Below are 24764 nucleotides of genomic sequence, written 5' to 3'. Positions count from 1 at the left end.
GCGTCCTCCGGTGTCGTCGTTCCGTTACAGCGCAGCCTTCACAGACCAGATGTCTTTCATGTAGCCCCGGATCGTCCGGTCCGAGGAAAAGAACCCCACCCGAGCCGTATTCGCCGCCGCCATTCGCAGCCAGCCTGCACGGTCACGCCATGCGCTGTCCACCTCGCGTTGTGCCGCCGCGTAAGATGCGTAATCCGACGCCACGAGGAAATGGTCGTGGTTCCACAGCTGGTCGAGCAATCCGTGATAGCGCTCGGGCTCTTCCGGCGAGAACCGGCCCTCGGCCAGAAGTTGCAGCACCACTTGCAGGTCCTCGCTCGCCTCGATGGCCTGGCGCGCATGATCCGGCACATTGCGGCGCGCAACGACTTCGGGCGCGGTCATTCCGAACAGGAAGAAATTGTCCGCCCCGACCCGGTCGCGGATTTCGACGTTCGCGCCGTCCAGCGTGCCGATGGTCGGCGCTCCGTTCAGGGCGAATTTCATGTTTCCGGTGCCCGACGCTTCCTTGCCGGCGGTCGAGATTTGTTCGGACAGGTCCGATGCCGGGATCAGCCGCTCGGCCATCGACACGTTGTAGTTCGCCGGATACAGCACCTTCAGCCGCCCCTTGATCGCGGGATCGGCGTTCACGACGCGCCCCACGTCGTTAATCAGGCGGATGATCTGCTTGGCCACGGCGTATCCCGGCGCAGCCTTGCCGCCGAAGATCTTGACGCGCGGCACCCAGTCGTCCTGCGGCGCGGCGCGCATCCGGTGCCAGAGCCCGATGGTTTCAAGGATGTTCAGAAGCTGGCGCTTGTATTCGTGGACCCGCTTGATCTGCACGTCAAAGATCGCTTCGGGGTCCAGCGTCTCGCCCATCTCGTCCTTGACCCACGCGGCCAGCGCGACCTTGTTCGACCGCTTCGCCGCGCCGTAGGCGTCAAGGAAACCGGCGTCGTCCAGATGCGGCTCAAGCGCCTCCAGCCGGTCCAGATCAGCCTCCCACCCGTCGCCGATGGTGTCCGTCACCAGCGCCGACAACGCGGGGTTGGCCAGCTTCAGCCAGCGGCGCGGCGTGATGCCGTTGGTCTGGTTCACGATCCGCCCCGGATGCAGCGCATGCAGGTCCGCAAACACGGTGTCCTTGACCAGTTCGGTGTGCAGCGCCGAGACGCCGTTGACCTTGTGCGAGGTGATGAACGCCAATTCGCCCATCTTGACCTGGTCGTTCTCGATGATTGCCGTTCCCGGCGGGCGGCAGGGGTGCGCGGCGGCGTGCCGGGCGTCCAGCGCTCCGATGATCTCCATATGGCGCGGCAGCACGTTGCCGATCATCCATGTCGTCCAGCGTTCCAGCGCCTCGGGCAACAGCGTGTGGTTGGTGTAGCCCAGTACCGCCTCGGCGATCCGTGCCGCCTCGTCAAAGGCCAGACCGTCATGGTCGACAAGGATGCGGATCAGTTCCGGCCCCGCCAGCGCAGGGTGCGTGTCGTTCATCTGGATCGCGACGTGATCGGCCAGCTTGCGGATGTCGCCGTGGCCGGACCGGTAGCGGCGCAGGATGTCCTGCACGGCGGAGGACACCAGGAAATACTCCTGCTTCAGCCGCAGTTCCTTGCCCGCCTCGGTGGTGTCGTCGGGATAGAGCACCCGGCTGATCGTGCGCGCCAGAGCCTCGGGCTCGGCGGCAGCGGCGTAATCGCCCGCGTTGAACCGGTCGAGGTCGAACATTGTCGTCGGCGTGGCCGCCCAAAGCCGCAATGTATTCGCCCAGCGTCCCTGCCATCCGACAATGGGCGTGTCATGGGCCGAGGCGACGACGCTCTCGGACGGATGCCAGACACGGCGCCCGCCCTCGTCCGAGACATGCCCCTTGAACCCGATCTCGTAGACCACTTCCGGGCGCTCGAATTCCCACGGATGTTTTTGCTTGAGCCAGTCCTCGGGCGTCTCGACCTGCTGGCCGGCCTCGAAGCGCTGGCGGAACAGCCCGTGTTCATAGCGGATGCCATAGCCCATCGCGGGCACGCCCATCGTCGCCATCGATTCCATGAAACAGGCCGCCAGCCGCCCCAGCCCGCCGTTGCCCAGCGCCGCGTCCGGTTCATCCTCGATCACCGCGCCCAGATCCTGCCCCAGTGCCGCCAGCGCCTTTGCGGACACGTCACGCAGGCCAAGGTTGATCGACACATCTTCAAGCAGCCGCCCGATCAGGAATTCCAGCGACAGGTAATAGACGCGCTTGCGGTCCTCACCATAAGTGACGCGCGTGGCCGAAAACCACGGCTCGACGATCAGGTCGCGCAGGGCATAGCTGAGCGCCATGCGCCAGTCATAGCGGCTGGCATGCGCGGCGTCCTTGCCAAGGGTGAAGGTCAGGTGCCGCAGGATCGCGGCTTGCAGGTCATCGGCGGTCGGTGCTGTGGCGCTCAAGCGTCGGTCCTCATTACTGTCGCAAAGGCGTAGCGCGTTCCAAAACGCTTTGAAAGCCCCCTGCGGACAAAACAGTTAGCGTTAACACAAACTGCCCCGTGAACCGCCCAAGGAACGTGCAATCGAATGCGGTGGCAGGTCAGCCCGTGCGGGGCGTCACGTTCAGGCGGATGCCGTCGCGGGCGCGCACGGTCAGGTAGGCGACCGGCACCGGATCGTCGCCCGGAACCCTGTCGAACCGGAACGCCCGCACCAGAAGCGCCAGCAGAAGCGGCCCCTCGACCATCGCGAACCCGGCGCCGGTGCAAACCCGCGCCCCGGCCGAGAACGGCATGTAGGCGTCGCGCAGGCAGGACTTGCCGTTCTCGGTGCCATAGCGGTCAGGGTCGAAATCGTCGGGCCGGTCCCACAGCCGTTCATGCCGGTGCAGGTGCCACGGGCTGAGAACGATCTGCGCGCCAGTCGGCACGTCGCGGCCGCGAAACCGCTCGCGCCGGGTCGTCTCGCGCACCATCATCGGGACGGGCGGATACAGCCGCAGCGTCTCACGGAACACGTCGCGGGTCATGCGCAGCTTCGACAGGTCACTGAACGCGGGGCGGTCCGGCAAGGCCGCGACCTCGTCCGCGACACGCTCCTGCACCTCTGGATGAAGCGCCAGAAGATAAAGCGCCCAGCCCAGAGCCGAGGCGCTGGTCTCGTGCCCGGCCAGAAAAAAGATCGCCACCTGGTCGACCATCTCGGCGGTGGTGAACCGCTCGCCGGTCTGCGGATCGGCGGTCGTCATGATCTTGGTCGCCAGATCATCCGGCGCGCGGCCTGCCGCGATCTCGGCCATCCGCTCTGTCGTCAGCCGGGTTATCAGCGCGCGGATGGCTGCCGCGGCCGCCCGCGTGCGCCGCCGGTGCAGGCGCGGCACCCAGCGCGGCAACGGCAGGAAGGCGGCAAGGTTCAGGATCGGCTGCGTGCGCTGGTAGTCGCGGAAGCGGTGGAACACCTCGGAGGCCAGCCGATGCTCGATCGGGATCGAGAACAGCGTGCGAAAGATCACGTCCGCCGCCGCATGGCTCATCTCCTCCTCGATCTCGACAGTGCCGCCCTGCCCGTGCAGCCGCGCCACCGCAGCCTCGCCCGCCGCCAGCATCGCCGGATAGGTGTCGCGCAGGCGCCCGCCCTCGAAGGCCGGGTCGATGATCCGGCGCTGGCGCAGCCATGTCTCGCCGTTGGTCAGGAACACCGAGTTGCCGAGGAGCGGGCGCAGCCCCTCGCCGATGCGGTCGGACTTGGGAAACTCCATCGGGCGGGCCTTGAGCACTTCGTCCACCAGCGCAGGCTCGTTCACCAGATAGGACCGGAAGAACGGCGTGCGGAATTCGGCCATCCAGGCGCGATACAGCCGCGCGGGCTGCGCCGACAGGATGTCCTGCCTAAACAGGCGCAGGTAGCGCCAGAGCGACACGCGCCCCGCGCGCGAGGGCGGCTTGGGCGGCGTCATGTGGGGATCGAGGTATAGCGCGACGCCGCCGCCGTGATCCGGCTGGGCGAGGTCATCCGCCCGTCGTAGCGCTCGGCCAGCGTCTGCGCACCCGCGGTGATGCGGAAATAGTCGTAGTCACCGGGCCGGTCGAAGGCGCAGAGATACTGGAAATGCAGCCGAAAGAACCGCCAGCGCAGCCGCGCCCATGTCTCGGGCGCCAGCGTCTGGGTGAACGCCGCCGAAATGACCAGCGGCCAGCGCTGATCCTGAGGCGCGACGCCCGTGACCGCCACCGGATCGCACAGGGCAAAGGCGCAGCCGTCGCCGGGCGCGGTGATGTCGATCCAGGTCAGCGCCTCGCTGGCGGACAGATAGTGCAGATCGCCGCGCAGCCGGTCAGCGCGCGGCAGGAAGGACAGCATCGGCACCACCTGCCCCAGCGACAGGAAGGCCAGCGCCGGACCCTCGCGCGGCACCCGCCCGCCCCGGATCAGGTCGGCCAGGATCGACACCGCAAGATGCGCGCCCGAGGAATGGCCGACGACAAGCACCTCGTCGACTTCGGACGTCATCGCCGCCGCGATGGCATCGCCGAACGCGGTCATCCGCTGCTCCAGCGCGGGCGGGTTCGCGCCACCCCAACGGGCCGAGAAGGCGTAGTCGTGCATCAGGTAATAGGCGAAGAACCGGTTGTCATGCGCCTTGAACCAGCGCAGCGCGCCCCATCCCGCAAGCAAGGCGCAAGCCGCCCCCAGCCCCAGCCGCGCCGCCACCAGCGCCAGCCCCCCCGCATCAGCGCCCGTCCAGTCCGCCAGCGCATGACCTGCGGTCGAGACAAGCGCGAAGGCGGCCCATCCCGCCAGCACGGCCAGCAGCAGTTGCAGGATCAGCATGCCCACCGGGTAAAGCGCGGCGATCACCGGCCCCTTGCGCAGCCGCATCAGCCGGAACAGCGTTCCGGTCGCGATATAGGTCCAGGCCGTGCGGGCAAGCTGGCCATAGGTCGCGGCGATCCCGGCCTCCATCGACTCGCGCACGATGTCGGACCAGACCAGCACCTCGACATCTGCCGCGCTGGCGGTGCCGTCCATCTTCGCCTCGACGTGCCAGCCATAACGCCCGCCCGTCGTCTTGGGCTTCAATGCGATCTCGTAGCCGGAAATCGCGGCCTGAGCGGCACTTTCCTTGCGATACAGCTCGCGGTAGCGGCGGGGATGAATCGGATCATAGCCGGGAATGTAGAACACCCGGCGCCGCGCCACTGGGCGGTGGTCCCGTTCCGGCATCTGACCGCGTCCATCCATGCTGGCAGGCTATCGAAACAATCCGGCGAAATTAAGCCGATCGTCGCAGCGATTGAGCCCGCTCCTGCTTCTTCCTGGTCCAAATACCCAACGTGACGCCAGGCCGCCCCAAAGGGCGGAAGCGCCCTCAGCCCAGAGCCGACAGCGCCGGGAACTGCTCCAGCAGCCACCACGAAAACGCCGTGAACTGCCCCGTCAGCATCATCAGCCCGACCGTCCACAGCAGAAGGCCCATGATGCGCTCGATCCGCTCCATGTGCCGCTTCATCCACCCCATCAGACCCCTGAGGCGCGGGAAGAACGCGGCGACCAGCAGGAACGGGATGCCAAGACCCAGCGCATAGACCCCCAGCAGCATCGTGCCCTTGGCCAGGTTCGCCTCGGACGCGGCCAGCGACAGGATCGCACCAAGCTGCGGGCCGATGCACGGCGTCCAACCAAAGGCGAAGGCAAGGCCAAGCACATAGGCGCCGAACGCCGATCCGCCGCGGTCGCCCGCATCCATCCGCACCTCGCGGTCAAGGATGCCGATGCGGTATACACCGACGAAATGCGCGCCGAACACCATCACGATGATCCCCGCGATGGTGACGAACCAGTCCTGATTCTGCAGAAAGAACGACCCGATAGCCGAGGCGGTGAAGCCCAGGAACAGGAACACCGTCGACAGGCCCAGCACGAAGAACAGAGCGGCGCCCATGACCTTGCCGCGCGGCGCCTCGTCCTCGGACATCTCGCTCATGCTGATGCCACCCATGTAGGCCAGATACGGCGGCACGATGGGCAGGACGCAAGGGCTGAGGAACGACAGGAGCCCCCCGAGCAGGGCGACGGTCATCGCGGGCAGAAGGCTCGCGTCAAGGATCTCGATGCCGAACATGTGGCCTCTTGTCTGTGCCCTTTGCCGATAACGCAAGTTCCGGCCTGCGTCACCACATGGCGGATGAGGGTTTGGTGATCGCGCCGAAACATCGCAGGCCCCGGAATGCAAGGCGCCCCCAAAGCCGGGTGGCCGGGGGCGCCTTGTTCAGTCTCAGGTCCGCTTAGCGGCCAAGCGACCACCAGCCGCGTTTCTTGGGCTTGCCGTCATCCTCGGCCGTATCCTCGGCCTCGGCCATCGCAGGCTCTGGCTTCGATTCCGGCTTGGCTTCGGGCACATGCTCCGGCTCCGGCTCTGGTGCTGGCGCTTCGGCCTCCGGCTCTGGTGCTGGCTCTGGCGCAGCAGGCTCGGCTTCCGCTTCGGCAGCGGCCTTGGCGTCTTCGGCAACCGGGGCAGGTTCGGCGGGCGTGTCAGCCGCTGGCTCTGCGGTGTCCTCGACGGGCTTCTTGCGGCTCCGGCTGCGGCGCTTGGGCTTCTCCTCGGGCGCAGCCTCGACTGCCGCTTCCGGCGCCTCGGCAACAGTGTCCTGCGCAGGCGCGGCGTCGCCAGAGGGTGCCTCTGCAACCGCCTCATCAGCTTCGGACGGCTTGCGGCGCGACCGGCGGCGGCGCTTGGGCTTCTCGTCCGCCTCGGCATCTGCGGCTTCGGCAGGCTGCGCGGGCCGATCGTCCTGTCCGCCCTCGTCGTCCTGGTCGCTGTCAGCGTCATCGCCATTGGACTGGTCGTCGCCCTGCGCGTCCTGTCCGTCACGGCTGCCGCCCCGGCGACGCCTGCGACGACGACGCTTTTTCTTTGGCGCGCCGGTGTCGTCTTCCGCTGCGGGCGCGGGCCGTGCCTGCTGAACCTCGGCCTCTGCCTCGTCCTCGGTCTCGACGATATCCTCGTCGTCGTCCTCGGGGTCGGACATCAGCGCGGCATCAGCCGAAATCACATGCGTGACCTCGGGCACCGGGCGCGTGGCGGTCTTGAACTTCTCGATCGAGAAATCGGGCGCGACCAGCGACGGATCGGCTTCGATCCGCACGGCCATGCCATAGCGGGTCTCGATCTGCGCCAGATGCTCGCGCTTCATGTTGACGATGTAGTTGACGATCCCGACGGGTGCCTTGAGCAGCACCTCGCGCGACCGGCGGCGCACGCCTTCTTCTTCAAGCTGGCGCAGGATTGTCAGCGCAAGGCTGTCGTCCGACCGGATCAGACCGGTGCCGTGGCAATGGGTGCAGGGCTGCGTCGTCGCCTCGAGCATGCCGGGGCGCAGGCGCTGGCGCGACATCTCCATCAGGCCGAAGCCAGAGATGCGGCCGACCTGGATGCGCGCGCGGTCGACCTTGAGCTTGTCCTTGAACTTCTTCTCGACGGCAGCGTTGTTCTTGCGCTCTTCCATGTCGATGAAGTCGATGACGATCAGGCCCGCAAGGTCACGCAGACGCAGTTGCCGCGCGACTTCTTCCGCCGCTTCGAGGTTGGTCTTGAGGGCGGTATCCTCGATCGAGCCTTCCTTGGTGGAGCGGCCCGAGTTCACGTCGATCGCCACCAGCGCCTCGGTCACGCCGATCACGATGTAACCGCCGGATTTGAGCTGCACGGTCGGGTTGAACATTCCACCCAGATACGTCTCGACCTGAAAGCGCGCGAACAGCGGCATCGGGTCGGTGTAGTGCTTCACGTTCTTGGCGTGGGACGGCATGATCATCTTCATGAAGTCCTTGGCGGTGCGGTATCCGCCCTCGCCTTCCACCCAGACCTCGTCGATGTCGCGGTTGTAGAGGTCGCGGATCGACCGTTTGATCAGATCGCCTTCCTCGTAGATCTTCGCGGGCGCGATGGATTTCAGCGTCAACTCGCGGATCTGTTCCCACATGCGCTGCAGGTATTCGTAGTCGCGCTTGATCTCGGATTTGGTGCGTTCCGACCCTGCGGTGCGGATGATGAGGCCAGCGCCTTCCGGCACCGCCAGTTCGTTCGCGATTTCCTTGAGCTTCTTGCGGTCCACGGCGTTGGTGATCTTGCGGCTGATGCCGCCGCCGCGCGCGGTGTTGGGCATCAACACGCAGTAACGGCCCGCCAGCGACAGGTACGTGGTCAGCGCCGCGCCCTTGTTGCCGCGTTCTTCCTTGACGACCTGCACCAGCAGGATCTGCCGGACCTTGATGACTTCCTGGATCTTGTACTTGCGCGGACGCGGCTTGCGCGGCTGACGGATTTCCTCTGTCAGGTCCTCGTCGGCGACCGATTCGATCTCTTCGTCGTGGCGCGAGGCGTCGCGGAACCCGTCGTCATCGCCGCTTCCGGCGTCTTCCTTGCGGTCGTCGCCCGCGTCGTCCTGCGCATCGGTGTCGGTATCGACCGGCGCGAGGGCATCGGACGCGATGAAGTCGGCAGGCGCATCGTTGTCGTCCGCATCCTCGCCCAGATCGACGACATCCATGCCGGGAATGTCGGTGCTGCCCGCGTCGCGGGTCTGCACGGCATCGTCGCTCGTGGCCTGTGCGGCCTTGGGCTTGCCGCGGGTGCGGCGGCGGCGAGGCGATTTCTCGGCCTCGTCCTCGTCGCGCTGCATGGCTTCGGCGTAGGCGCGTTCCTCGGCCATCAGGGCTTCGCGGTCGGCGACCGGAATCTGATAGTAATCGGGGTGGATTTCCGAGAACGCCAGGAACCCGTGCCGGTTGCCGCCGTAATCCACGAAAGCCGCCTGAAGCGACGGCTCGACTCGCGTGACCTTGGCTAGATAGATGTTGCCGGCAAGCTGGCGTTTGTTCTCGGATTCAAAATCGAAATCCTCGACCTTGTTTCCGTCCACCACCACGACGCGGGTCTCTTCCGCGTGGGTGGCATCGATGAGCATTTTCTTGGCCATTGTATCCTTGACCACACCAGATCAGACCCGTCACCCGGGGGCGCGAGCCAGTCTGTGAGGTGTTTTGCTTGGGCGTGGGCACGGGGGGCGCGGGCCGTCGCGGGCCGGGATACGGCCTGCCTGTCGGTCCTGATGTCGCCTCGCAGCCTCATCGCGTTTCTTCTCCGGCGATGCATCGAGGCACCGCCCGTTCGGGGAGCCCGGTCCGCGATTGGGTGCGGTTCGGGCAAAGCGTCGGCCCCTTGGGGCCGCTTTCCGGTCTGATCATGGGCGCAGGGCGACCCTTGGGCCGCGCCGCGATGCCCCACGTTCAGGGAAATCCGTGGGCCTCGACCGTCATGTCGTGGACCCGTAAGTCAGACCATACGCGCCATGAGCGTCCAATGACAATGCTGAAAATGCCCCCAAGTCGACAGGCGGCCACCGCGCGGAACCGGCTGTTTTTTGTTTCCCCAACCGGCCCAGTTCTTCCGTTGCGCCACGAAAGACGCCGATTCGGCACCAATCGCGGCGAGGCGTCATTGCGTATGGTCGGGTGCCGCCCCCTACAGATAATCAGAGCGCTGCAGGTTATACTTGGCCATCTTCTCGTTCAGGGTCCGGCGCGGCAGGCACAATTCATCCATTACCGCCACGATGGACCCCTTGTGGCGGCGCATCGTGTTGTCGATCAGCATCCGCTCGAACGCCTCGACGTATTCCTTGAGCGGCTTGCCTTCGGTCGTCATCACCGGCTGCACGTCGTCGCCGCCTTCCATCAACAGCGACGCGATGGTGCCCGAACCCCGGCGGCTTTGCAGCACGGCGCGTTCGGCCACGTTGATGAGCTGGCGGATGTTCCCCGGCCAGGGTGCCTGCAGCAGTTGTGCGGCCTCTTGCGCGGCGACCTTGGGGGCGTCGCAGCCGTATTCGTCGGCAAAGATGTCACCGAAATGGGTGAACAGCGTCAGCGTATCCTCGCCGCGCGAACGCAGCGGCGGGACCGTGATCTTCATCGTCGCAAGCCGGTAATAGAGATCGGGGCGCAGCCGGTCCTCGCAGGTCTTGCCCTGCTCCTGCAGGTTGGAAATCGCGATGATCCGCGTCTCGGGCGGGGTGCCCTGGTCGTTGATCCAGGTCAGCAGCTTGGCCTGAAGCGCCTCTGGCAACGCCTCGATGTCCTCCAGCACGACGGTGCCGCCGCGCGCGTCCTCCAGCGCGTGCAGACCGTCCTCGAGCGGGCCGAACAGCTTGCGCGACAGCTCGTCCTCTCCGTGGGCGGCGCAGGACAGAAGCACGAACTTGCGCCCTGCCTTGGCGCCCACCGCGTGCAGCGCATGGGCCACCAGCGTCTTGCCGGTGCCCGTCTCGCCGTCGATCAGGACATGCGCGTCGGACTGGCCGAGATCGAGGATATCCTCGCGCAGGCGGTCCATCACCGGCGAGGTGCCGATCAGCTTTTTCATCAGGGTGGACCCGTCCGACAACTCGCGCCGCAGCGCCCGGTTGTCGAGAGCGATGCGCCGCCGCTGGGTCGCGGTCTTGACCATCTCGGTCATCTTGGCGGGATTGAACGGCTTTTCGAGGAAGTCGAACGCGCCCACGCGCATCGCCTCGACCGCCATCGGCACATCGCCGTGACCGGTTATCATGATGACCGGAAGCGACGAATCCTGGCTCATCAGCTTTTTCAGGAACGCCATGCCGTCCATGCCGGGCATTTTGATGTCCGAGATCACGATGCCGGGATAATCGGCGCCCACGGCCTTCAGCGCATCCTCGGCCCCCGGAAAGGTCTCGGTCTCGAAGCCCGACAGGCTCAGCCATTGGCCGATCGACTGCCGCATGTCCTTTTCGTCATCGACGATCGCGATTTTCATGGCTTGTGCCATCTGGCCTGTCCTCATTCACAACGGTTGCGCCTATTCGGCCGCTTCAAGCTCACGGTTCAGTCGCGGAAGCTCCACCTCGAAAACGGCGCCGCCCTTGCGTCCGTTCCGCGCGGTCAGACGACCGCCAAGGTCGGTGACGATCCCCGACGAGATCGCAAGCCCCAGCCCGACGCCGTCGCCGGGCTGCTTGGTGGTGTAGAACGGCTCGAACAGGGATACGAGGTCTTCGATCCCGTGGCCGTTGTCGCGCACGGTCACGACCGCGTTGGCCCCGGCCGTCAGCAGGATGTCGATCTGCGGATCGTCCACATCGCGGATCGCGTCCAACGCATTGCGGAACAGGTTGATTAGCACCTGTTCAAAGCGCAGCCGGTCGACAAGGACCATCACCGGCTCGCGCGGGAGCGAGCGGTTGATCGAAACCTTTCGGGCCTTGAGCTGTGGCTCCATCATCGACAGCGCCGAGGACACGCAGTCGCGCGCGTCCACCTCTTCCAGCGCGTCCCCGCCCTTGCGGGCATAGGATTTCAGCTGCCGGGTGATCGCGCCCATGCGCTCAATCAGATCGTCGATACGCTGGAACGATGACAGCGCCTCGTCGGGGCGGCGGCGCTGCAGCAGCAGCTTGGCGCCCGCCAGATAGGTCTTCATCGCCGCCAGCGGCTGGTTCAACTCGTGACTGACCGCCGCCGACATCTCACCAAGCGCCGCCAGTTTCGACGATTGCGCCAGCGTCTGCTCGGCCACTTCGAGGTTCTTTTCCACCCGCTCACGCTCGGCGATCTCGCGCTGGAGCGCCGCGTTCAGCTTGCGCAGTTCGGCGGATTCCCGCTGGAAAAAGCTCAGCCGCGACAGCGCGCGGCGCGATGTCAGGAAGAACCAGCCCGCCAGAAGGATCGCGAAGCCCATGATTTCGAGCGCAAGGACGCTGTTCACCCGCTCTCGCACGCTGGCGTAGGTGGTGAATGACACCATGCGCCAGCCCTGGAACGGCACCCGCGATTCCAGCCGCATGAGCGCCTCGCCGGTAAAGAACGCGTCCGCCGGCAGCGCCGTCCAGTCGGCGGTGGCCTGGATCGCGCGCAGGATCGCCGACGGCGCCGAGCGCGCCTCGAGAGCCTCGTCAACGGTCAGCCCGCGCCAGCGCGGCTCTGTCGCAAGGATGATCCGCCCCTCGCTGTTGGTCAGCAGGACGGCATCCGCAATCCCGGCCCAGCTTTGCTCGAACTTGCGCAAATCGACCTTGACCACGATCACGCCCAGCAGCTGCCCGCCGTCCTGCACCCGCCGCGAATAGGCGAATTCGAAACCGCCGCTGTCGTTCTGGTAGGTGGTGAACACGGTGTCCGAAGACCGCAACGCGTCCACGAAGAAAGGCCTTTGGCGATTCAGCGTGCCCAGTTGCGACCGGTCGGTCGCCGCCACGATGCGTCCCGATGCGTCGTGAAGCGAAAAGGACGCCGCGCCGATTTCCTCGAGATACTGGATCAGCCGCTGCGAGGTCTGGCTGAAGTCGCCCGAATTGAGCGCGTTGATCAGCGCCGGGTCGCGCGACAGCAAGAGCGGCACCACCGAGTTGCGCTGCAGCTCGCTGATGAGATTGCCGACATAGAGCGCCTGGCGCACCTCGGCGCGGGTCTTGGTCGAGGCGGTATAGCGTTCGGTCAGGATGGCGTTTGTCACCCACACGACCGCGATCGCCACCGCCACGAAGGCGACGACGCCGATCCGGGTGCGCCAGCTCAGCCGTTGTGCGGGCTGGCCTGCGGCAGGGGTGTCCTGATCCGACATGGATTGAATTTACGCGCGGTGGGGCCGCGCCTCAAGCTCAGGCCGTCTCGAACGCACCGGCAAGCGCGCGGAAAAGCGCCGATCCGTCCGTCATACCCTGTGCAGGGTCCGCCGCCCGCTCGGGATGGGGCATCAGGCCCAGCACCCTGCGATTTGCGCTCAGGATGCCCGCGATCCCGTTCGCCGACCCGTTCGGGGTGTCGACATAGCGGAACGCGACGCGCCCCTCGCCCTCGATCCGGGCCAGCGTTTCGGCATCCGCCTGGTAGTTGCCGTCGTGATGGGCGACCGGGAACACGACCTGCGCGCCCGCCCCGTAAGCGGCGGTATAGACGCTCTCTGCCGTCTCGACGGTCAGCGCCAGCGGCTTGCAGATGAACTTGAGGCCCGCGTTGCGCATCAGCGCGCCCGGCAGAAGCCCAGCCTCGAGCAGCACCTGAAACCCGTTGCAGATGCCGATGACGTGGCCGCCGCCTTCGGCAAAGCGGCGCACCGCATCGAAGATCGGCGCGCGGGCCGCGATGGCGCCGCAGCGCAGATAGTCGCCGAACGAGAACCCGCCGGGGATCGCCACAAGGTCCGTGCCCTGCGGCAAGGCGGTGTCCTTGTGCCAGACCATCGTGACCTCGGCGCCCGCGCCGCGCAGGGCGACGGCAAGATCGCGGTCGCAGTTGGACCCGGGAAACACGAGAACGGCAGCGCGCATCGGACTGGCCTCCTACCTGGTGAAATCGGTGACGACGGCCACACCGGGCGCAGTCGGTCCGTTGAACGCGCGCAGTTCTGCCGACACGTCCGACAGCGCCACCTCGCGCGCGATCAGCGGCGAGACATCGACCCGGCCCGACGCGATCAGCGACAGCAGCGACGGATAGCGCCACGACGGCATCCCGCGCGTGCCGTAAAGGGCAAGGTTGCTCATGTAGACGGCGTTCATGTTGATTTCCATGTGCGCTGTATGTCCCACGGGCATGCCGACCTGCACATGACGCCCCAGCGGGCGCAGGCACTCGATGGACGCGTTTGTGGTCACGGGGATGCCCAGCGCCTCGACCGAGACATGCGCGCCGCCGCCAGTGATCTCGCGGATCGCCTCGGCAGTGCCGCCCTGCCGCGCATCGACCGCCGCCTCGGCGCCCAGCGCCAGCGCATGATCCAGCTTTTCGGGCACGATATCGACGACGATCACCCGCGCGCCCAGCGCGCGGCCAAGGATCAGGCAGGACAGCCCGATGCCGCCGGTGCCGTGCACCGCAAGCCATTCACCCGCCTGCAGCGCCGCGCGGCCCGTCAGCGCGTGCCAGGCCGTCGTGACGCGGCACCCAAGCCCCGCCGCCAGCGCGGGCGACATGCCTTCGGGCAAAAGCGCAAGGTTGTGGTCGCGCGGCACGGCGACGTATTCGGCAAAGGCGCCCGGCTCGATGAACCCCGGCAGGCGCTGGTCGGAACAGGTGTTCTGCGCGCCCGACTGGCAGGCGGGGCAAGACCCGCAGGCCAGGATGAACGGCGCGATCACCCGGTCGCCGACGGCGAAGGTGGCGGATGGTCCGGCCTCGATCACCTCGCCGCAGTATTCATGGCCGCCGATCTGCCCCGGCTTGACGCGCGGATGCTCGCCCACCCAGCCGTGCCAGTCCGACCGGCAGATCCCGCAGGCCAGCACCTTGAGGACGACGCCATCCTCGGGACAGACGGGCATCGCCACGTCCTCGATGGACAGGTCTTCGTTATAGGCCCTCAGGACGGCGGCGCGCATGGGCTACAGAACCTCGACGCGGTAGCTTTCGATGACCGTGTTCGCGAGCAGCTTTTCGCACATCTCGCCGACCTGCGCTTCGGTCGTGCCGTCCGCAAGATCAAGCTCGATCACCTTGCCCTGCCGGACGCCCTGAACACCGGAAAACCCCAAGGCGCCAAGCGCGTGGCGCACGGCCTCGCCCTGGGGGTCAAGAACACCGCTTTTCAGCATGACGGTGACGCGTGCCTTCATTTTTTCTCTCTCGGTGAAACCCATATGTCCGGTGGAAACGAGCCGCCGACTGGAGTCAAGCCCTCACCGTCCACTTGAAACGTCAGCCAAGCTTCATCCCCCTCAAAATCGTCTTCTTCAAAGTTAACAATGACAATTGCCTGAACGGTGCGGTGAAAATTTAGGGCGAAAACCCCAGCATGCTTGATCTCATCAACTAAGAATCTGCTCTCAAATTGATCGGATTGTTTCCAAGCACCCTGTGAAAGGGAGACATAATCCGGTAACGTTCGCAGAAATCTCTCAAAGAAAATCTCGTCAAATGGCTGAATGTTTGTTTGCCACCTAACTCTCATCCTTGTGCCAGTTTTTAGGACCAAGCCAGCAGACTTGTACATGATTGCCACTGCAATTCGCGCACTCACAAACGATATACAGAAGGGAATCTCCCTATTCTCGAATTTGATGTGCACCTTGGGGACAAGAAGATTGCCCTCTCGTATCCAGACTTTGCGCGCATTGTTTACGATTTCGTAAACGGAGGTCGGAAACCGCCTTAATGCCGAGCCAACCAATCCATGCAGTCTTTTCTCAAACTGGACGTGCGAACCACTCGCCATGGTTAAAACAATTAGCGCGAAGAACGCGTCGAACCCCGAGAAACGTTGGTTACAGTGGCGGCATGCTGGTACTTCTAATCCAGACGCACGTCTGGCCTCTAAGAACATTGCCTTTGGTGGAGCGTGCTCAATTGTTTCTGTGGGGTGAGCACCCCCACAGAAACAACAGAATGGATTAGAATCCTTGAAGCGATCTAGTCGCCGCCTCTTCTCACCCACAAAATACTTCGCTAGTTGATCAGGGTCGGTTTGGTGTGATGCGTGACGTTCGAGGGCAGCACGCCCAGACGCCGCGCGACTTCGGTATAGGCGTCGACAAGGTTGCCCAGATCGCGGCGGAACACGTCCTTGTCCAGCTTCTGGCCGGTCTCCATGTCCCACAGGCGGCAGCTGTCGGGGCTGATCTCGTCGGCGACGACAAGACGCTGATAGTCGTTGTCCCAGATCCGGCCGATCTCGATCTTGAAATCGACCAGCTTGATCCCGACGGCCATCATCACGCCGGACATGAAATCGTTCACCCGCAGGGCAAGCGCGACCATGTCGTCAAGATCCTGCTGCGTGGCCCAGCCGAAGGCGATGATATGCTCTTCGGTCACCAGCGGGTCGCCCAGCTTGTCGTCCTTGTAGTAGAACTCGATGATCGGGCGGGGCAGCTGCGTGCCCTCGGCGATGCCAAGCCGCTTGGACATCGAGCCAGCGGCGGTGTTGCGCACCACGACTTCCAGCGGGATGATCTCGACCGAGCGGATCAGCTGTTCGCGCATGTTGATGCGGCGGATGAAATGCGTCGGCACGCCGATGTTGTTCAGGCCCGTCATGAAGTACTCGGACAGCCGGTTGTTCAGCACGCCCTTTCCGTCGATGATGTCCTTCTTTTCGGCGTTGAAGGCGGTCGCGTCGTCCTTGAAGTACTGGACGAGCGTTCCGGGCTCGGGGCCTTCATAGAGGATCTTCGCCTTGCCCTCGTAGACTTTCTTGCGCCTGGCCATGGAAACTCCAATTCGGGCGCACGCGCTTTGCATGCGACCCTTCTGCCGCCGCTATAGGCCAAGGCGCCCGCCGTCGCAAGAAGCGCCAGTGCCGCAGCACTTTTCGCCTGACCTTTTCCTTGCGGCGACGGGGGCCCGTGGGCATATGTGGACCCAACGGGATTGAGGAAGGGAAGACCGATGTCGACGTTCAAGGACCGCGAAAACGCCTTCGAGAACAAGTACGCCCACGACGCCGAGATGCAGTTCAAGGCCGAGGCGCGGCGCAACAAGCTGCTCGGCCTCTGGGCCGCCGAGAAACTGGGCAAGTCCGATGACGATGCCGCAGCCTATGCCCGCGAGGTCATCAAGGCCGATTTCGAGGAAGCCGGCGACGAGGACGTCTATCGCAAGGTTGCGGGCGATCTGGGCGACCGGGTGCCCGAGGCCGAGATCCGCGCCAAGATGGTCGAGCTGATGGCCGTCGCAAAGGCGCAGCTGATGGAAGAACTGTAACGCGGTCGTCGCCCGGCCTTGCGCCGGGCGCCACACCTGCAGGCTGGGGCGCTATAGTTGAGTCGCGCCTCAGCATCATTATGACGTTTATGAATTTGCGTCATGCATGGGCGCGTGCGACACGGGCGGCAACAGGCCGGGATTTCCCGGCCCATTGCATTTGGACCTGCCCCCATGACGAACGCGCTCAGCAAGCTTCTTGAAACCCGCGACTGGCTTCTGGCCGATGGCGCCACCGGCACCAACCTGTTCAACATGGGCCTTGCCTCGGGCGATGCGCCCGAGATGTGGAACGAGGAACACCCCGAGAAAATCCATGCGCTCTACAAGGGCGCGGTGGACGCGGGGAGCGATCTGTTCCTGACCAACAGCTTTGGCGGCAACGCCTCGCGGCTCAAGCTGCACGGCGCCGAGAAGCGGGCGCGGGAACTCTCGCGCATGTCCGCCGAGATCGGACGCGAGGTGGCGGATGCTTCGGGCCGTACGGTGATCGTGGCGGGCTCTGTCGGCCCCACCGGCGAGATATTCGCGCCGATGGGCACGCTGACCCACGAGATCGCGGTCGAGATGTTCCACGAACAGGCCGAGGGCCTGAAAGAAGGCGGCGCGGACGTTCTGTGGGGCGAGACGATCAGCGCCCCCGAGGAATACAAGGCCGCCGCCGAGGCCGCCGCGCTGGCGGGCATGCCCTGGTGCGGCACGATGAGTTTTGACACAGCAGGCCGCACGATGATGGGCGTCACCTCGTCCGCGATGGTCGAGATGGTCGGCAAGCTGAAGCATCCGCCGCTGGCCTTCGGGGCCAACTGCGGCGTCGGCGCGTCCGATTTGCTGCGCACCGTGCTGGGGTTCTCGGCGCTGGGGCCAGAGACGCCGCTGATCGCCAAGGGCAACGCCGGTATCCCGAAATACGTGGACGGCCACATCCACTACGACGGCACGCCCGAGTTGATGGCCGACTATGCCGTCCTTGCCCGCGATTCCGGCGCGACGATCATCGGCGGATGCTGCGGCACCATGCCCGAGCATCTGGCGAAGATGCGCGAGGCGCTGGAAACGCGCCCGCGCGGCGAGCGCCCGACGCTCGAGATCATCGCCGAGCGGCTGGGCGGCTATTCGTCGGCCAGCGACGGCACAGGCGACGCCGCGAACGAGCCGCGCCCCGACCGGGGGCGCCGCCGTCGCCGCGCGTGACCCCGCAAGACAAGGGAGCGATCCCGATGACCCTGTCAGAACAGCGACAACTGATCGCCCACCCGGGGCGGCACACGGAACAGGTCGGTGCGCAGCGGCGCCTCGTCCCGGGTCAGTCCCAGCCGCGCGGCAGCCACGTCGAACCGGCGTTTCAAGAGATTGGCAAAGGCCCCCTCGCCCGTCATCCGCTTGCCCCATTCGGGGTCATAGTCGCGCCCGCCATGGACCGCGCGCACCCGCGCCATGACCTTGTCCGCCTGCCCCGGCACCGCCTCGGCCAGCCAATCGCGGAACAACTCGGCCACCTCGCGCGGCAGGCGCAGCATGATGTAGCTGGCCGTCGTGGCCCCGGAGACCGCGCCGCGCTGCAGGATCGCCTCCAGCTCGTGGTCGGTCAGGCCGGGGATCATCGGCGAGGCCATGACGCGCACCGGAATGCCCGCATCGGCCAGCTTGCGGATCGTCGCAAGGCGGCGTTCCGGCCCCGGCACACGCGGTTCCATCTTGCGCGCCAGGTCGCGGTCGAGCGTGGTGACGGAAATGCCGACCCGCGCAAGGCCCTGCGCGGCCATGTCCGACAGGATGTCGATGTCGCGCTCAATCAGCGTGCCCTTGGTCACGATGGCGACAGGATGGCGGTGCGCCTGAAGCACCTCGAGGATGCCACGCATCACGCGCCTGTCGCCCTCGATCGGCTGGTAGGGGTCGGTATTGGTGCCGATGGCGATGGTCGCGGGGCGGTATTTCTTCGCCCGCAGCTCGTCGGCCAGCACCCGCGGGGCCTCGGGCCGGGCGATCAGCCGCGTCTCGAAATCCAAGCCCGGCGACAGCCCGAGGAACGCGTGGCTGGGCCGCGCGAAACAGTAGACGCAGCCGTGTTCGCACCCCCGGTAGGGATTGATCGAGCGGTCAAAGCCGATATCGGGCGAGGTGTTGCGGGTGATGACGCTGCGCGGCACCTCGTCGGAAACTTCGGTGCGGAAAGGCGGCAGATCGTCGTCGATGTCCCAGCCGTCATGCACGGCCACGCGCGACGTTTTCTCGAACCGGTTGGTGCGGTTGGTGGAAACACCGCGCCCCTTGCGGCGTTTGGGATCGAGGGTATGCGACTCGGATTCACTCATGCCGCCAAACGTGAACGAAAGAAGAACATTTGTCACGGGGTCACGGCCCGCCTGCCCTGCAGAATTGGCCGGGAGTCGGGGATGATCGCGGCTATGTCGCAAATGCTCGCGTGCCGACCCGCAAATGCCCACATGAACGAACAAACCAAGGCGCAGCGATGCGCCATTTCGGAGAGCTGACATGGCTGACGAAGACGACCTGATCCTGAGCGACCTCGACGACGGCGAGCTTGTGTCGCAGATGCACGATGACCTCTACGACGGCCTCAAGGAAGAGATCGAGGAAAGCGTCAACATCCTTCTGGAACGCGGCTGGACGCCCTACCGCATCCTGACCGAAGCGCTGGTGTCCGGCATGAAGGTGGTCGGCGACGATTTCCGCGACGGCATCCTGTTCGTCCCCGAGGTCTTGCTGGCCGCCAACGCGATGAAGGGCGGCATGGCCATCCTCAAGCCGCTGCTGGTCGAAACCGGCGCGCCCAAGATGGGCAAGATGGTGATCGGCACCGTCAAGGGTGACATCCACGACATCGGCAAGAACCTTGTGTCGATGATGATGGAAGGCGCCGGGTTCGAGGTGGTCGATCTCGGGATCAACAACGCGGTCGAGAAGTACCTCGACGCGCTCAAGGCGGAAGATGCGGACATCCTTGGCATGTCGGCGCTGCTGACCACGACGATGCCCTACATGAAGGTCGTGATCGACACGATGAAGGAACAGGGCATCCGCGACGATTACATCGTGCTGGTGGGCGGTGCCCCCCTGAACGAGGAATTCGGCCGCGCCATCGGGGCCGACGCTTATTGCCGCGACGCCGCCGTTGCGGTGGAAACCGCCAAGCAGTTCATCGCGCGCAAGCACAACCAGCTCGCCGCAGGCTGACGGGTCGCAGGGCGGGGCCTTGGCCCCGCCCGCCCCTCGCCCCGGCTTGAGCCGCGCGCGCGGGATGCCCATATTCAAGGGCAGGAGGCTGCCTGAATGACACCCAATCGCTATCTGCTGTTCATCGTCCTTGCCGCCGTCTTGGCCGCAGGCGCAACGATTGCCATCGGCACGGTGATCGCCGGAACCGGCGCGTTGCCCGCGTGGGCCGCATCGGGGGCCGCAGTCGGGGCCCTTGCGCTGGCGCTGGCGTTACGGCTTGCGATGCGCCGGTGACGGGCCTGCCGGATGACGCAACGCTGACCACCGACGGTCTTGCCCCGACCGGGCGCGGCAAGGTCCTGCTGATCGCCTGCGGCGCGCTGGCGCGCGAGATCCTCGCGCTGATCCGTCTGAATGGCTGGACCCACATGGACGTGACCTGCCTGCCCGCGATCCTGCACAACACGCCCGATGCGATCCCCGACGCCGTGTCAGAGGCGATTGCCCGCCACGGTGGCAGCTACGACGCGGTCAAGGTCGTCTATGCCGATTGCGGCACGGGCGGGCGGTTGCAGGCGGTGTGCGACGCCGCTGGCGCCGAGATGATCGAAGGCCCGCACTGCTATTCCTTCTTCGAGGGCAACGCCGTCTTTGCTGCCCGCGCCGAAGATGAATTCCGCGCCTTCTATCTCACCGATTTTCTGGCCCGGCAATTCGACGCCTTCGTATGGCGCCCGCTCGGCCTCGACCGGCACCCCGATTTGCGGGACAGCTACTTCGGTCATTACGAGAAACTGGTGTATCAGGCGCAGACCGACGACGCGGCGCTGGACGCAAGGGCGCGCGACTGTGCCGCGCGGCTTGGGCTGGCATATGAGCGGCGGTTCACCGGCTACGGCGATCTTGCCACCGCTCTGGAAGGCTGGGCCGCGCGCTAGTGCGACGCGGCCTCGGCGGCGATCATCCGCACGCGTTCGATCATCGCCCGCAGCCCGTTCGAGCGCTGCGCCGACAGGTGGTCCTGCAAGCCCAGTCGGCCAAGTTCCGCCTGCGCGTCGATACCTTGCGCCGCGCGCGCCGTCTGACCGGAATAGAGCGCGATCAGGATGGCGATCAGCCCGCGCACGATCATCGCGTCGCTGTCGCCGCGAAACCGCAGCACGGCGCTTGGCCCGTCGCCATCGACCTCGGGCACCAGCCAAACCTGGCTTGCGCAGCCCTCGACCTTGGTGGACGGCACGCGAAATCCCTCTTCAAGCGGGTCCATCGCCTTGCCCATGTCGATGACGTGGCGATAGCGGTCTTCCCAGTCTTCGAGGAACTCGAAGGTCTCGACGATCTCTTCAAAGGCTTCGCTGGCCATCTTCGCTCCTTTTCGCACGGGTTTCAGGTAGGCGCCCCGGCGCGCAAGGTCCACCCCGGCGGGGCGGGCTTTTCAAGCCCGCAGGTTTCCGGTAGTCCACCGGAAATGATCCACTGGGGGCAGTGATGCGCACCACCATCCTTCTTGCCAGCCTTCTTGTCATGATCGTCGCTGGCTGTTCCTCCGGCTCGCGGCTCAATCCGCGCAACTGGTTCGGCGGCAGCGAGGCCGTCACCAACCCGGACCTTCGCCGTGCCGACATCGCGGCGCAGGACCCGCGCCCGCTGGTCAACCAGGTCACGGCCTTCGCGGTCGAACAGGTGCCGGGCGGCGCGATCCTGCGCGCGACCGGGCTGCCGGTCCGTCAGGGCTATTTCGACGGCGAGCTGATCCCGGTTGCCGACGAGCGGCCCATCGACGGCATCCTGTCCTATCAGTTCCGGATCAATCCGCCGGTGACGACCACGGCGCAAGGGCCGCAGCCCTCGCGCGAGGTGATCGTGGCGCGATTCGTGTCGGACCAGACGCTTGAGGGCGTCAGCCAGATCCAGGTGGTCGCGGCGCAAAACGCGCTTGGCACGCGCCGCTAGAGGCGCCTAAAGCTCGACGACCTCGACGCGGCTGCCCCTGGCCCGCAGCGCCAGCTTGCCATCGCACAGGCGCAAGGCGTCCTGCCCGAACACCTCGGACCGCCAGCCCCGCAGCGCCATCGCATCGCGGCGCCCTGCGGCGATCGCATCAAGATCGGCCGATGTCGCGATCAGCTTTTGCGCCACGCCCGAATCCTCGGCCCGCGCCTTGAGCAGGACACGCAAGAGATCGGCCAGTGCCGGGTTCACCTGCATCTTGTCGCGGCCATCGTCTACCTTGGGCTGCTTGTCTGCGGGCGTCGCGAGGCCAGCCTCGACGGCGGCGATGATGCCGTCCGCGATATCACCGCGCCGCGCCTCGCGCAGCAGAAGCCGCAGCTTGGACAGATCGGCCGCGTTGCGGGGCTTGGCGCCCGCGATCTCGACCAGCGCGTCGTCCTTGAACACCCGGTTGCGCGGCACGTTCTTGTCCTGCGCATAGGTCTCGCGGAACCGCGCGAGTTCCTTGACCACGGCCAGGAACTTGCCCGAGTTGGTGCGGGTCTTGATCCGCTCCCACGCTTCTTCGGGGCGGGCGATGTAGGTCTCGGGATCGGTGAGGATCGAAAGCTCTTCCTCGACCCAAGCCGTGCGCCCGCTGCGCTCAAGCTCGGCCGCGAGATATTCGTAGACGTCGCGCAGATGCGTCACGTCTGCCAGCGCATAGGTCTTTTGCGCATCCGACAGCGGACGGCGCGACCAGTCGGTAAAGCGCGACGACTTGTCGACGCTCGCCTTGGCGATCTTGCGCACCAGCGTCTCGTATCCGACCTGTTCGCCGAACCCGCAGACCATCGCGGCAACTTGCGTGTCGAACAGCGGCGCGGGGATGATCCCGCCCTCGATATAGAAAATCTCGAGGTCCTGACGGGCGGCGTGGAACACCTTGGTCACGCTCTCGTCGCGGAACAGATCGTAAAGCGGCGCCAGCGACAGGCCCTCGACCAGCGGATCGACCAGAACGGCGCTGTCCTCGTCGTCGCCGGGCACGGCAAGTTGCACGAGGCACAGCTTGGAATAATACGTCCGTTCCCGAAGAAATTCGGTATCGACGGTGACGTAGGGGTGATTGCGGGCGGTCTCGCAGAAGGCGGCCAGGCCCTCGGTGGTGGTGATTGTAATCATGAAGCGGAAATATTCCTGTCTGCTGCAACTTTTCCCACCGCGCCGCTCCTGATAGGTCAAAAAATACTGTTGTGAAAGTGTTACGTGTAGAGAGGCAACTCTCTGCCGCCCTCGGCAAAGCGGCGCAGGACCATCGGATAGAGCCTGTGCTCTTGCACAAGCACGCGGGCAGCAAGGCTTTCGGGCGTGTCGCCGTCCATCACCGGGACCCGCGCCTGCCCCAGGATCGGCCCGTCGTCGAGTTCCGGCGTCACCAGATGCACCGTGCAGCCATGTTCCGCATCCCCCGCCTCAAGCGCGCGGACGTGGGTGTGCAGGCCCTTGTACTTTGGCAGAAGCGAGGGGTGAATGTTCAGCATCCTCCCCTCGTAGGCAGCGATGAACCCAGGCGTCAGGATGCGCATGAAGCCCGCAAGGCACAGGATGTCCGGGGCATGGGCGTCGAGCACGGCGCGAAGGCTGTCTTCGAAGGCGGCGCGGTCGCCCTTGAACGGGCGGTGATCCACCGCCTCGGCCGAGATGCCAAGCGCCCGCGCCCGGTCCAGCCCGCGCGCGGCGGGATCGTTCGAGGCCACCAGCACGGGGCGCGCCGGGTGATCGCCTGTCATGCTTTCTACAAGGCGCAGCATGTTCGATCCGCCGCCCGAGATCAGGATGGCGACACGCTTCATGCGGTCAGGGCACCGTCGTAGTGAACGCCCTGCCCGCCCGCGACATGGCCGATCCGGTGCACCGTCTCACCCGCCTCGACCAGCAGGCCCGCAATCTCGTCCGCCTGGCCCGCGTCCACCGCCAGAACCATGCCGATGCCGGCGTTGAAGGTCTTGAGCATCTCGCCCTGTTCAAGGCCGCCCTCTTTGGCCAGCCAGCCGAACACCGGCGGCAGCGTCCAGGCGCCAAGGTCGATATGCGCGCCAAGCCCGTCCGGCAGCACGCGCGGCAGGTTCTCGGTCAGCCCGCCGCCTGTGATATGCGCCAGCGCATGCACGCCGCCCGCCCGGATCGCCGCCAGAGCGGGTTTCACGTAAAGCCGCGTCGGCGTCAGCAGCGCCTCGCCCAGCGTGCCGTCCGCGAAGGGCGCGGGCGCGTCCCAGCCCAGCCCCGACTGCTCGACGATGCGGCGCACCAGCGAATAGCCGTTGGAATGCACCCCGCTTGAGGCAAGGCCCAGAAGCACGTCGCCCTCTGACACGCCCGCAGGCAGTTCAGCGCCCCGGTTCACCGCGCCGACGGCAAAGCCCGCCAGGTCGAAATCGCCCTGCGCATACATTCCGGGCATTTCCGCCGTCTCGCCGCCGATCAGCGCCGCGCCGGACCCTGCGCAGCCCCGCGCGATGCCTTCGATGATCGTCGCCGCCGCCTCGACCTCAAGCTTGCCGGTGGCGAAGTAGTCGAGAAAGAACAGCGGCTCTGCGCCCTGACAGACCAGATCGTTGGCGCACATCGCCACAAGATCCACGCCGATGCCGCCGTAGACCCCGGTGTCGATGGCGATGCGCAACTTGGTGCCCACGCCGTCGGTCGCCGCCACGAGGACCGGATCGTCGTAACCCGCCGCCTTGAGGTCGAACAGGGCACCGAAGCCGCCAAGCCCCGCCATCACGCCGGGCCGGTCGGTGGATTTCGCCGCAGGCTTGATCCGCTCGACCAGCGCGTTCCCGGCGTCGATGTCGACGCCCGCCTCGGCGTAGGTCAGGCCATTCTTGCGGGTCATGGGCAGGTATCCCTTCCTGGGTGGCTGGTCGCGCCCGCGCGATACGCCATCCCCGCCCGGACGGCAATCGCCAAGA

Annotated in this window: 23 protein-coding genes; 6 read left to right on the top strand and 17 right to left on the bottom strand. The window is 65.8% G+C overall.

Annotation, left to right across the window (positions count from 1 at the left end; genetic code table 11):
* Positions 1 to 24: 24 nt before the first annotated feature.
* The 12 genes from KTJ87_RS05130 to purC all read right to left on the bottom strand — a co-directional run bounded on the left by KTJ87_RS05130 (position 25) and on the right by purC (position 16179).
* Positions 25 to 2418 (bottom strand): glycogen/starch/alpha-glucan phosphorylase, encoded by a 2394-nt coding sequence (locus KTJ87_RS05130; protein WP_267138024.1) that lies wholly within the window; start codon positions 2416 to 2418, stop codon positions 25 to 27.
* A 139-nt stretch (positions 2419 to 2557) separates the two neighbouring features.
* The gene (locus KTJ87_RS05125; protein ID WP_267138023.1) at positions 2558 to 3913 is read right to left on the bottom strand and encodes a cytochrome P450; all 1356 of its coding nucleotides are present in this window, start codon (positions 3911 to 3913) and stop codon (positions 2558 to 2560) included.
* The gene (locus KTJ87_RS05120) at positions 3910 to 5181 is read right to left on the bottom strand and encodes a hypothetical protein (RefSeq protein WP_267138022.1); all 1272 of its coding nucleotides are present in this window, start codon (positions 5179 to 5181) and stop codon (positions 3910 to 3912) included. The genes KTJ87_RS05125 and KTJ87_RS05120 overlap by 4 nt, the downstream gene beginning before the upstream one ends.
* 145 nt (positions 5182 to 5326) lie before the next feature.
* On the bottom strand, positions 5327 to 6079 hold the full coding sequence (locus KTJ87_RS05115) for a cytochrome c biogenesis CcdA family protein (protein ID WP_267138021.1): 753 nt from the start codon (positions 6077 to 6079) through the stop codon (positions 5327 to 5329).
* Between the two features lie 163 nt (positions 6080 to 6242).
* Positions 6243 to 8936 (bottom strand): Rne/Rng family ribonuclease, encoded by a 2694-nt coding sequence (locus KTJ87_RS05110; protein ID WP_267138020.1) that lies wholly within the window; start codon positions 8934 to 8936, stop codon positions 6243 to 6245.
* A gap of 545 nt (positions 8937 to 9481) precedes the next feature.
* Positions 9482 to 10807: a sigma-54-dependent transcriptional regulator gene (locus KTJ87_RS05105; protein ID WP_267138019.1), complete on the bottom strand. Its 1326-nt coding sequence runs from the start codon at positions 10805 to 10807 to the stop codon at positions 9482 to 9484.
* Positions 10808 to 10837: 30 nt separating this feature from the next.
* The gene (locus KTJ87_RS05100) at positions 10838 to 12598 is read right to left on the bottom strand and encodes a sensor histidine kinase (protein WP_267138018.1); all 1761 of its coding nucleotides are present in this window, start codon (positions 12596 to 12598) and stop codon (positions 10838 to 10840) included.
* Positions 12599 to 12635: 37 nt separating this feature from the next.
* A complete protein-coding gene (gene purQ / locus KTJ87_RS05095) occupies positions 12636 to 13304 on the bottom strand; it encodes a phosphoribosylformylglycinamidine synthase subunit PurQ (protein ID WP_267138017.1) in 669 nt (222 codons plus the stop codon).
* A gap of 12 nt (positions 13305 to 13316) precedes the next feature.
* On the bottom strand, positions 13317 to 14354 hold the full coding sequence (locus tag KTJ87_RS05090; protein ID WP_267138016.1) for a zinc-dependent alcohol dehydrogenase family protein: 1038 nt from the start codon (positions 14352 to 14354) through the stop codon (positions 13317 to 13319).
* A gap of 3 nt (positions 14355 to 14357) precedes the next feature.
* Positions 14358 to 14588 (bottom strand): phosphoribosylformylglycinamidine synthase subunit PurS, encoded by a 231-nt coding sequence (gene purS / locus KTJ87_RS05085; RefSeq protein WP_267138015.1) that lies wholly within the window; start codon positions 14586 to 14588, stop codon positions 14358 to 14360.
* Positions 14585 to 15187, bottom strand: coding sequence for a hypothetical protein (locus KTJ87_RS05080; RefSeq protein ID WP_267138014.1), 603 nt, complete (start codon positions 15185 to 15187; stop codon positions 14585 to 14587). The genes purS and KTJ87_RS05080 overlap by 4 nt, the downstream gene beginning before the upstream one ends.
* Before the next feature lie 230 nt (positions 15188 to 15417).
* Positions 15418 to 16179 (bottom strand): phosphoribosylaminoimidazolesuccinocarboxamide synthase, encoded by a 762-nt coding sequence (purC, locus tag KTJ87_RS05075; protein WP_267138013.1) that lies wholly within the window; start codon positions 16177 to 16179, stop codon positions 15418 to 15420.
* Positions 16180 to 16359: 180 nt separating this feature from the next.
* Between purC and KTJ87_RS05070 the strand changes: the two genes are divergently transcribed.
* Positions 16360 to 16674 carry a DUF1476 domain-containing protein gene (locus tag KTJ87_RS05070; protein WP_267138012.1) on the top strand — a complete coding sequence of 105 codons (315 nt, stop codon included), beginning with the start codon at positions 16360 to 16362 and terminating at the stop codon, positions 16672 to 16674.
* Positions 16675 to 16848: 174 nt separating this feature from the next.
* Positions 16849 to 17868, top strand: a complete 1020-nt coding sequence (gene bmt / locus KTJ87_RS05065; RefSeq protein ID WP_267138011.1) for a betaine--homocysteine S-methyltransferase — start codon at positions 16849 to 16851, stop codon at positions 17866 to 17868.
* A 35-nt stretch (positions 17869 to 17903) separates the two neighbouring features.
* Here bmt and KTJ87_RS05060 read toward each other — a convergent pair whose 3' ends face one another.
* Entirely contained in the window at positions 17904 to 18992 is a 1089-nt protein-coding gene (locus KTJ87_RS05060) for a PA0069 family radical SAM protein (protein ID WP_267138010.1), read from the bottom strand.
* A 181-nt stretch (positions 18993 to 19173) separates the two neighbouring features.
* Between KTJ87_RS05060 and KTJ87_RS05055 the strand changes: the two genes are divergently transcribed.
* From KTJ87_RS05055 to KTJ87_RS05045, 3 genes are all read left to right on the top strand, one after another.
* Entirely contained in the window at positions 19174 to 19875 is a 702-nt protein-coding gene (locus KTJ87_RS05055; protein WP_267138009.1) for a corrinoid protein, read from the top strand.
* A 96-nt stretch (positions 19876 to 19971) separates the two neighbouring features.
* Entirely contained in the window at positions 19972 to 20151 is a 180-nt protein-coding gene (locus KTJ87_RS05050) for a hypothetical protein (protein WP_267138008.1), read from the top strand.
* Between the two features lie 5 nt (positions 20152 to 20156).
* The gene (locus KTJ87_RS05045; protein WP_267138740.1) at positions 20157 to 20795 is read left to right on the top strand and encodes a DUF1638 domain-containing protein; all 639 of its coding nucleotides are present in this window, start codon (positions 20157 to 20159) and stop codon (positions 20793 to 20795) included.
* Here KTJ87_RS05045 and KTJ87_RS05040 read toward each other — a convergent pair.
* Complete coding sequence (locus KTJ87_RS05040) at positions 20792 to 21220, bottom strand: SufE family protein (RefSeq protein ID WP_267138007.1); 429 nt, start codon at positions 21218 to 21220, stop codon at positions 20792 to 20794. The two genes, KTJ87_RS05045 and KTJ87_RS05040, sit on opposite strands and share 4 nt — an antisense overlap.
* 125 nt (positions 21221 to 21345) lie before the next feature.
* On the opposite strand from KTJ87_RS05040, the gene KTJ87_RS05035 reads away from it, so the two are divergent.
* Entirely contained in the window at positions 21346 to 21810 is a 465-nt protein-coding gene (locus KTJ87_RS05035) for a hypothetical protein (protein WP_267138006.1), read from the top strand.
* A gap of 6 nt (positions 21811 to 21816) precedes the next feature.
* On the opposite strand, the gene rnd is transcribed toward KTJ87_RS05035, so the two are convergent.
* The 3 genes from rnd to purM form a co-directional block, all read right to left on the bottom strand.
* Positions 21817 to 22974 (bottom strand): ribonuclease D, encoded by a 1158-nt coding sequence (gene rnd, locus KTJ87_RS05030; RefSeq protein ID WP_267138005.1) that lies wholly within the window; start codon positions 22972 to 22974, stop codon positions 21817 to 21819.
* A gap of 80 nt (positions 22975 to 23054) precedes the next feature.
* A complete protein-coding gene (gene purN / locus KTJ87_RS05025; protein WP_267138004.1) occupies positions 23055 to 23645 on the bottom strand; it encodes a phosphoribosylglycinamide formyltransferase in 591 nt (196 codons plus the stop codon).
* On the bottom strand, positions 23642 to 24688 hold the full coding sequence (gene purM / locus KTJ87_RS05020) for a phosphoribosylformylglycinamidine cyclo-ligase (protein WP_267138003.1): 1047 nt from the start codon (positions 24686 to 24688) through the stop codon (positions 23642 to 23644). Before purM ends, purN begins: the two co-directional genes overlap by 4 nt.
* Positions 24689 to 24764 lie beyond the last annotated feature (76 nt).

The sequence above is a fragment of the Anianabacter salinae genome, from assembly GCF_019061145.1.
Classification (GTDB): domain Bacteria; phylum Pseudomonadota; class Alphaproteobacteria; order Rhodobacterales; family Rhodobacteraceae; genus Anianibacter; species Anianibacter salinarum.
Note: the sequence above shows the minus strand (reverse complement) of the source record. Positions and strands in the feature narration are given on the sequence as shown.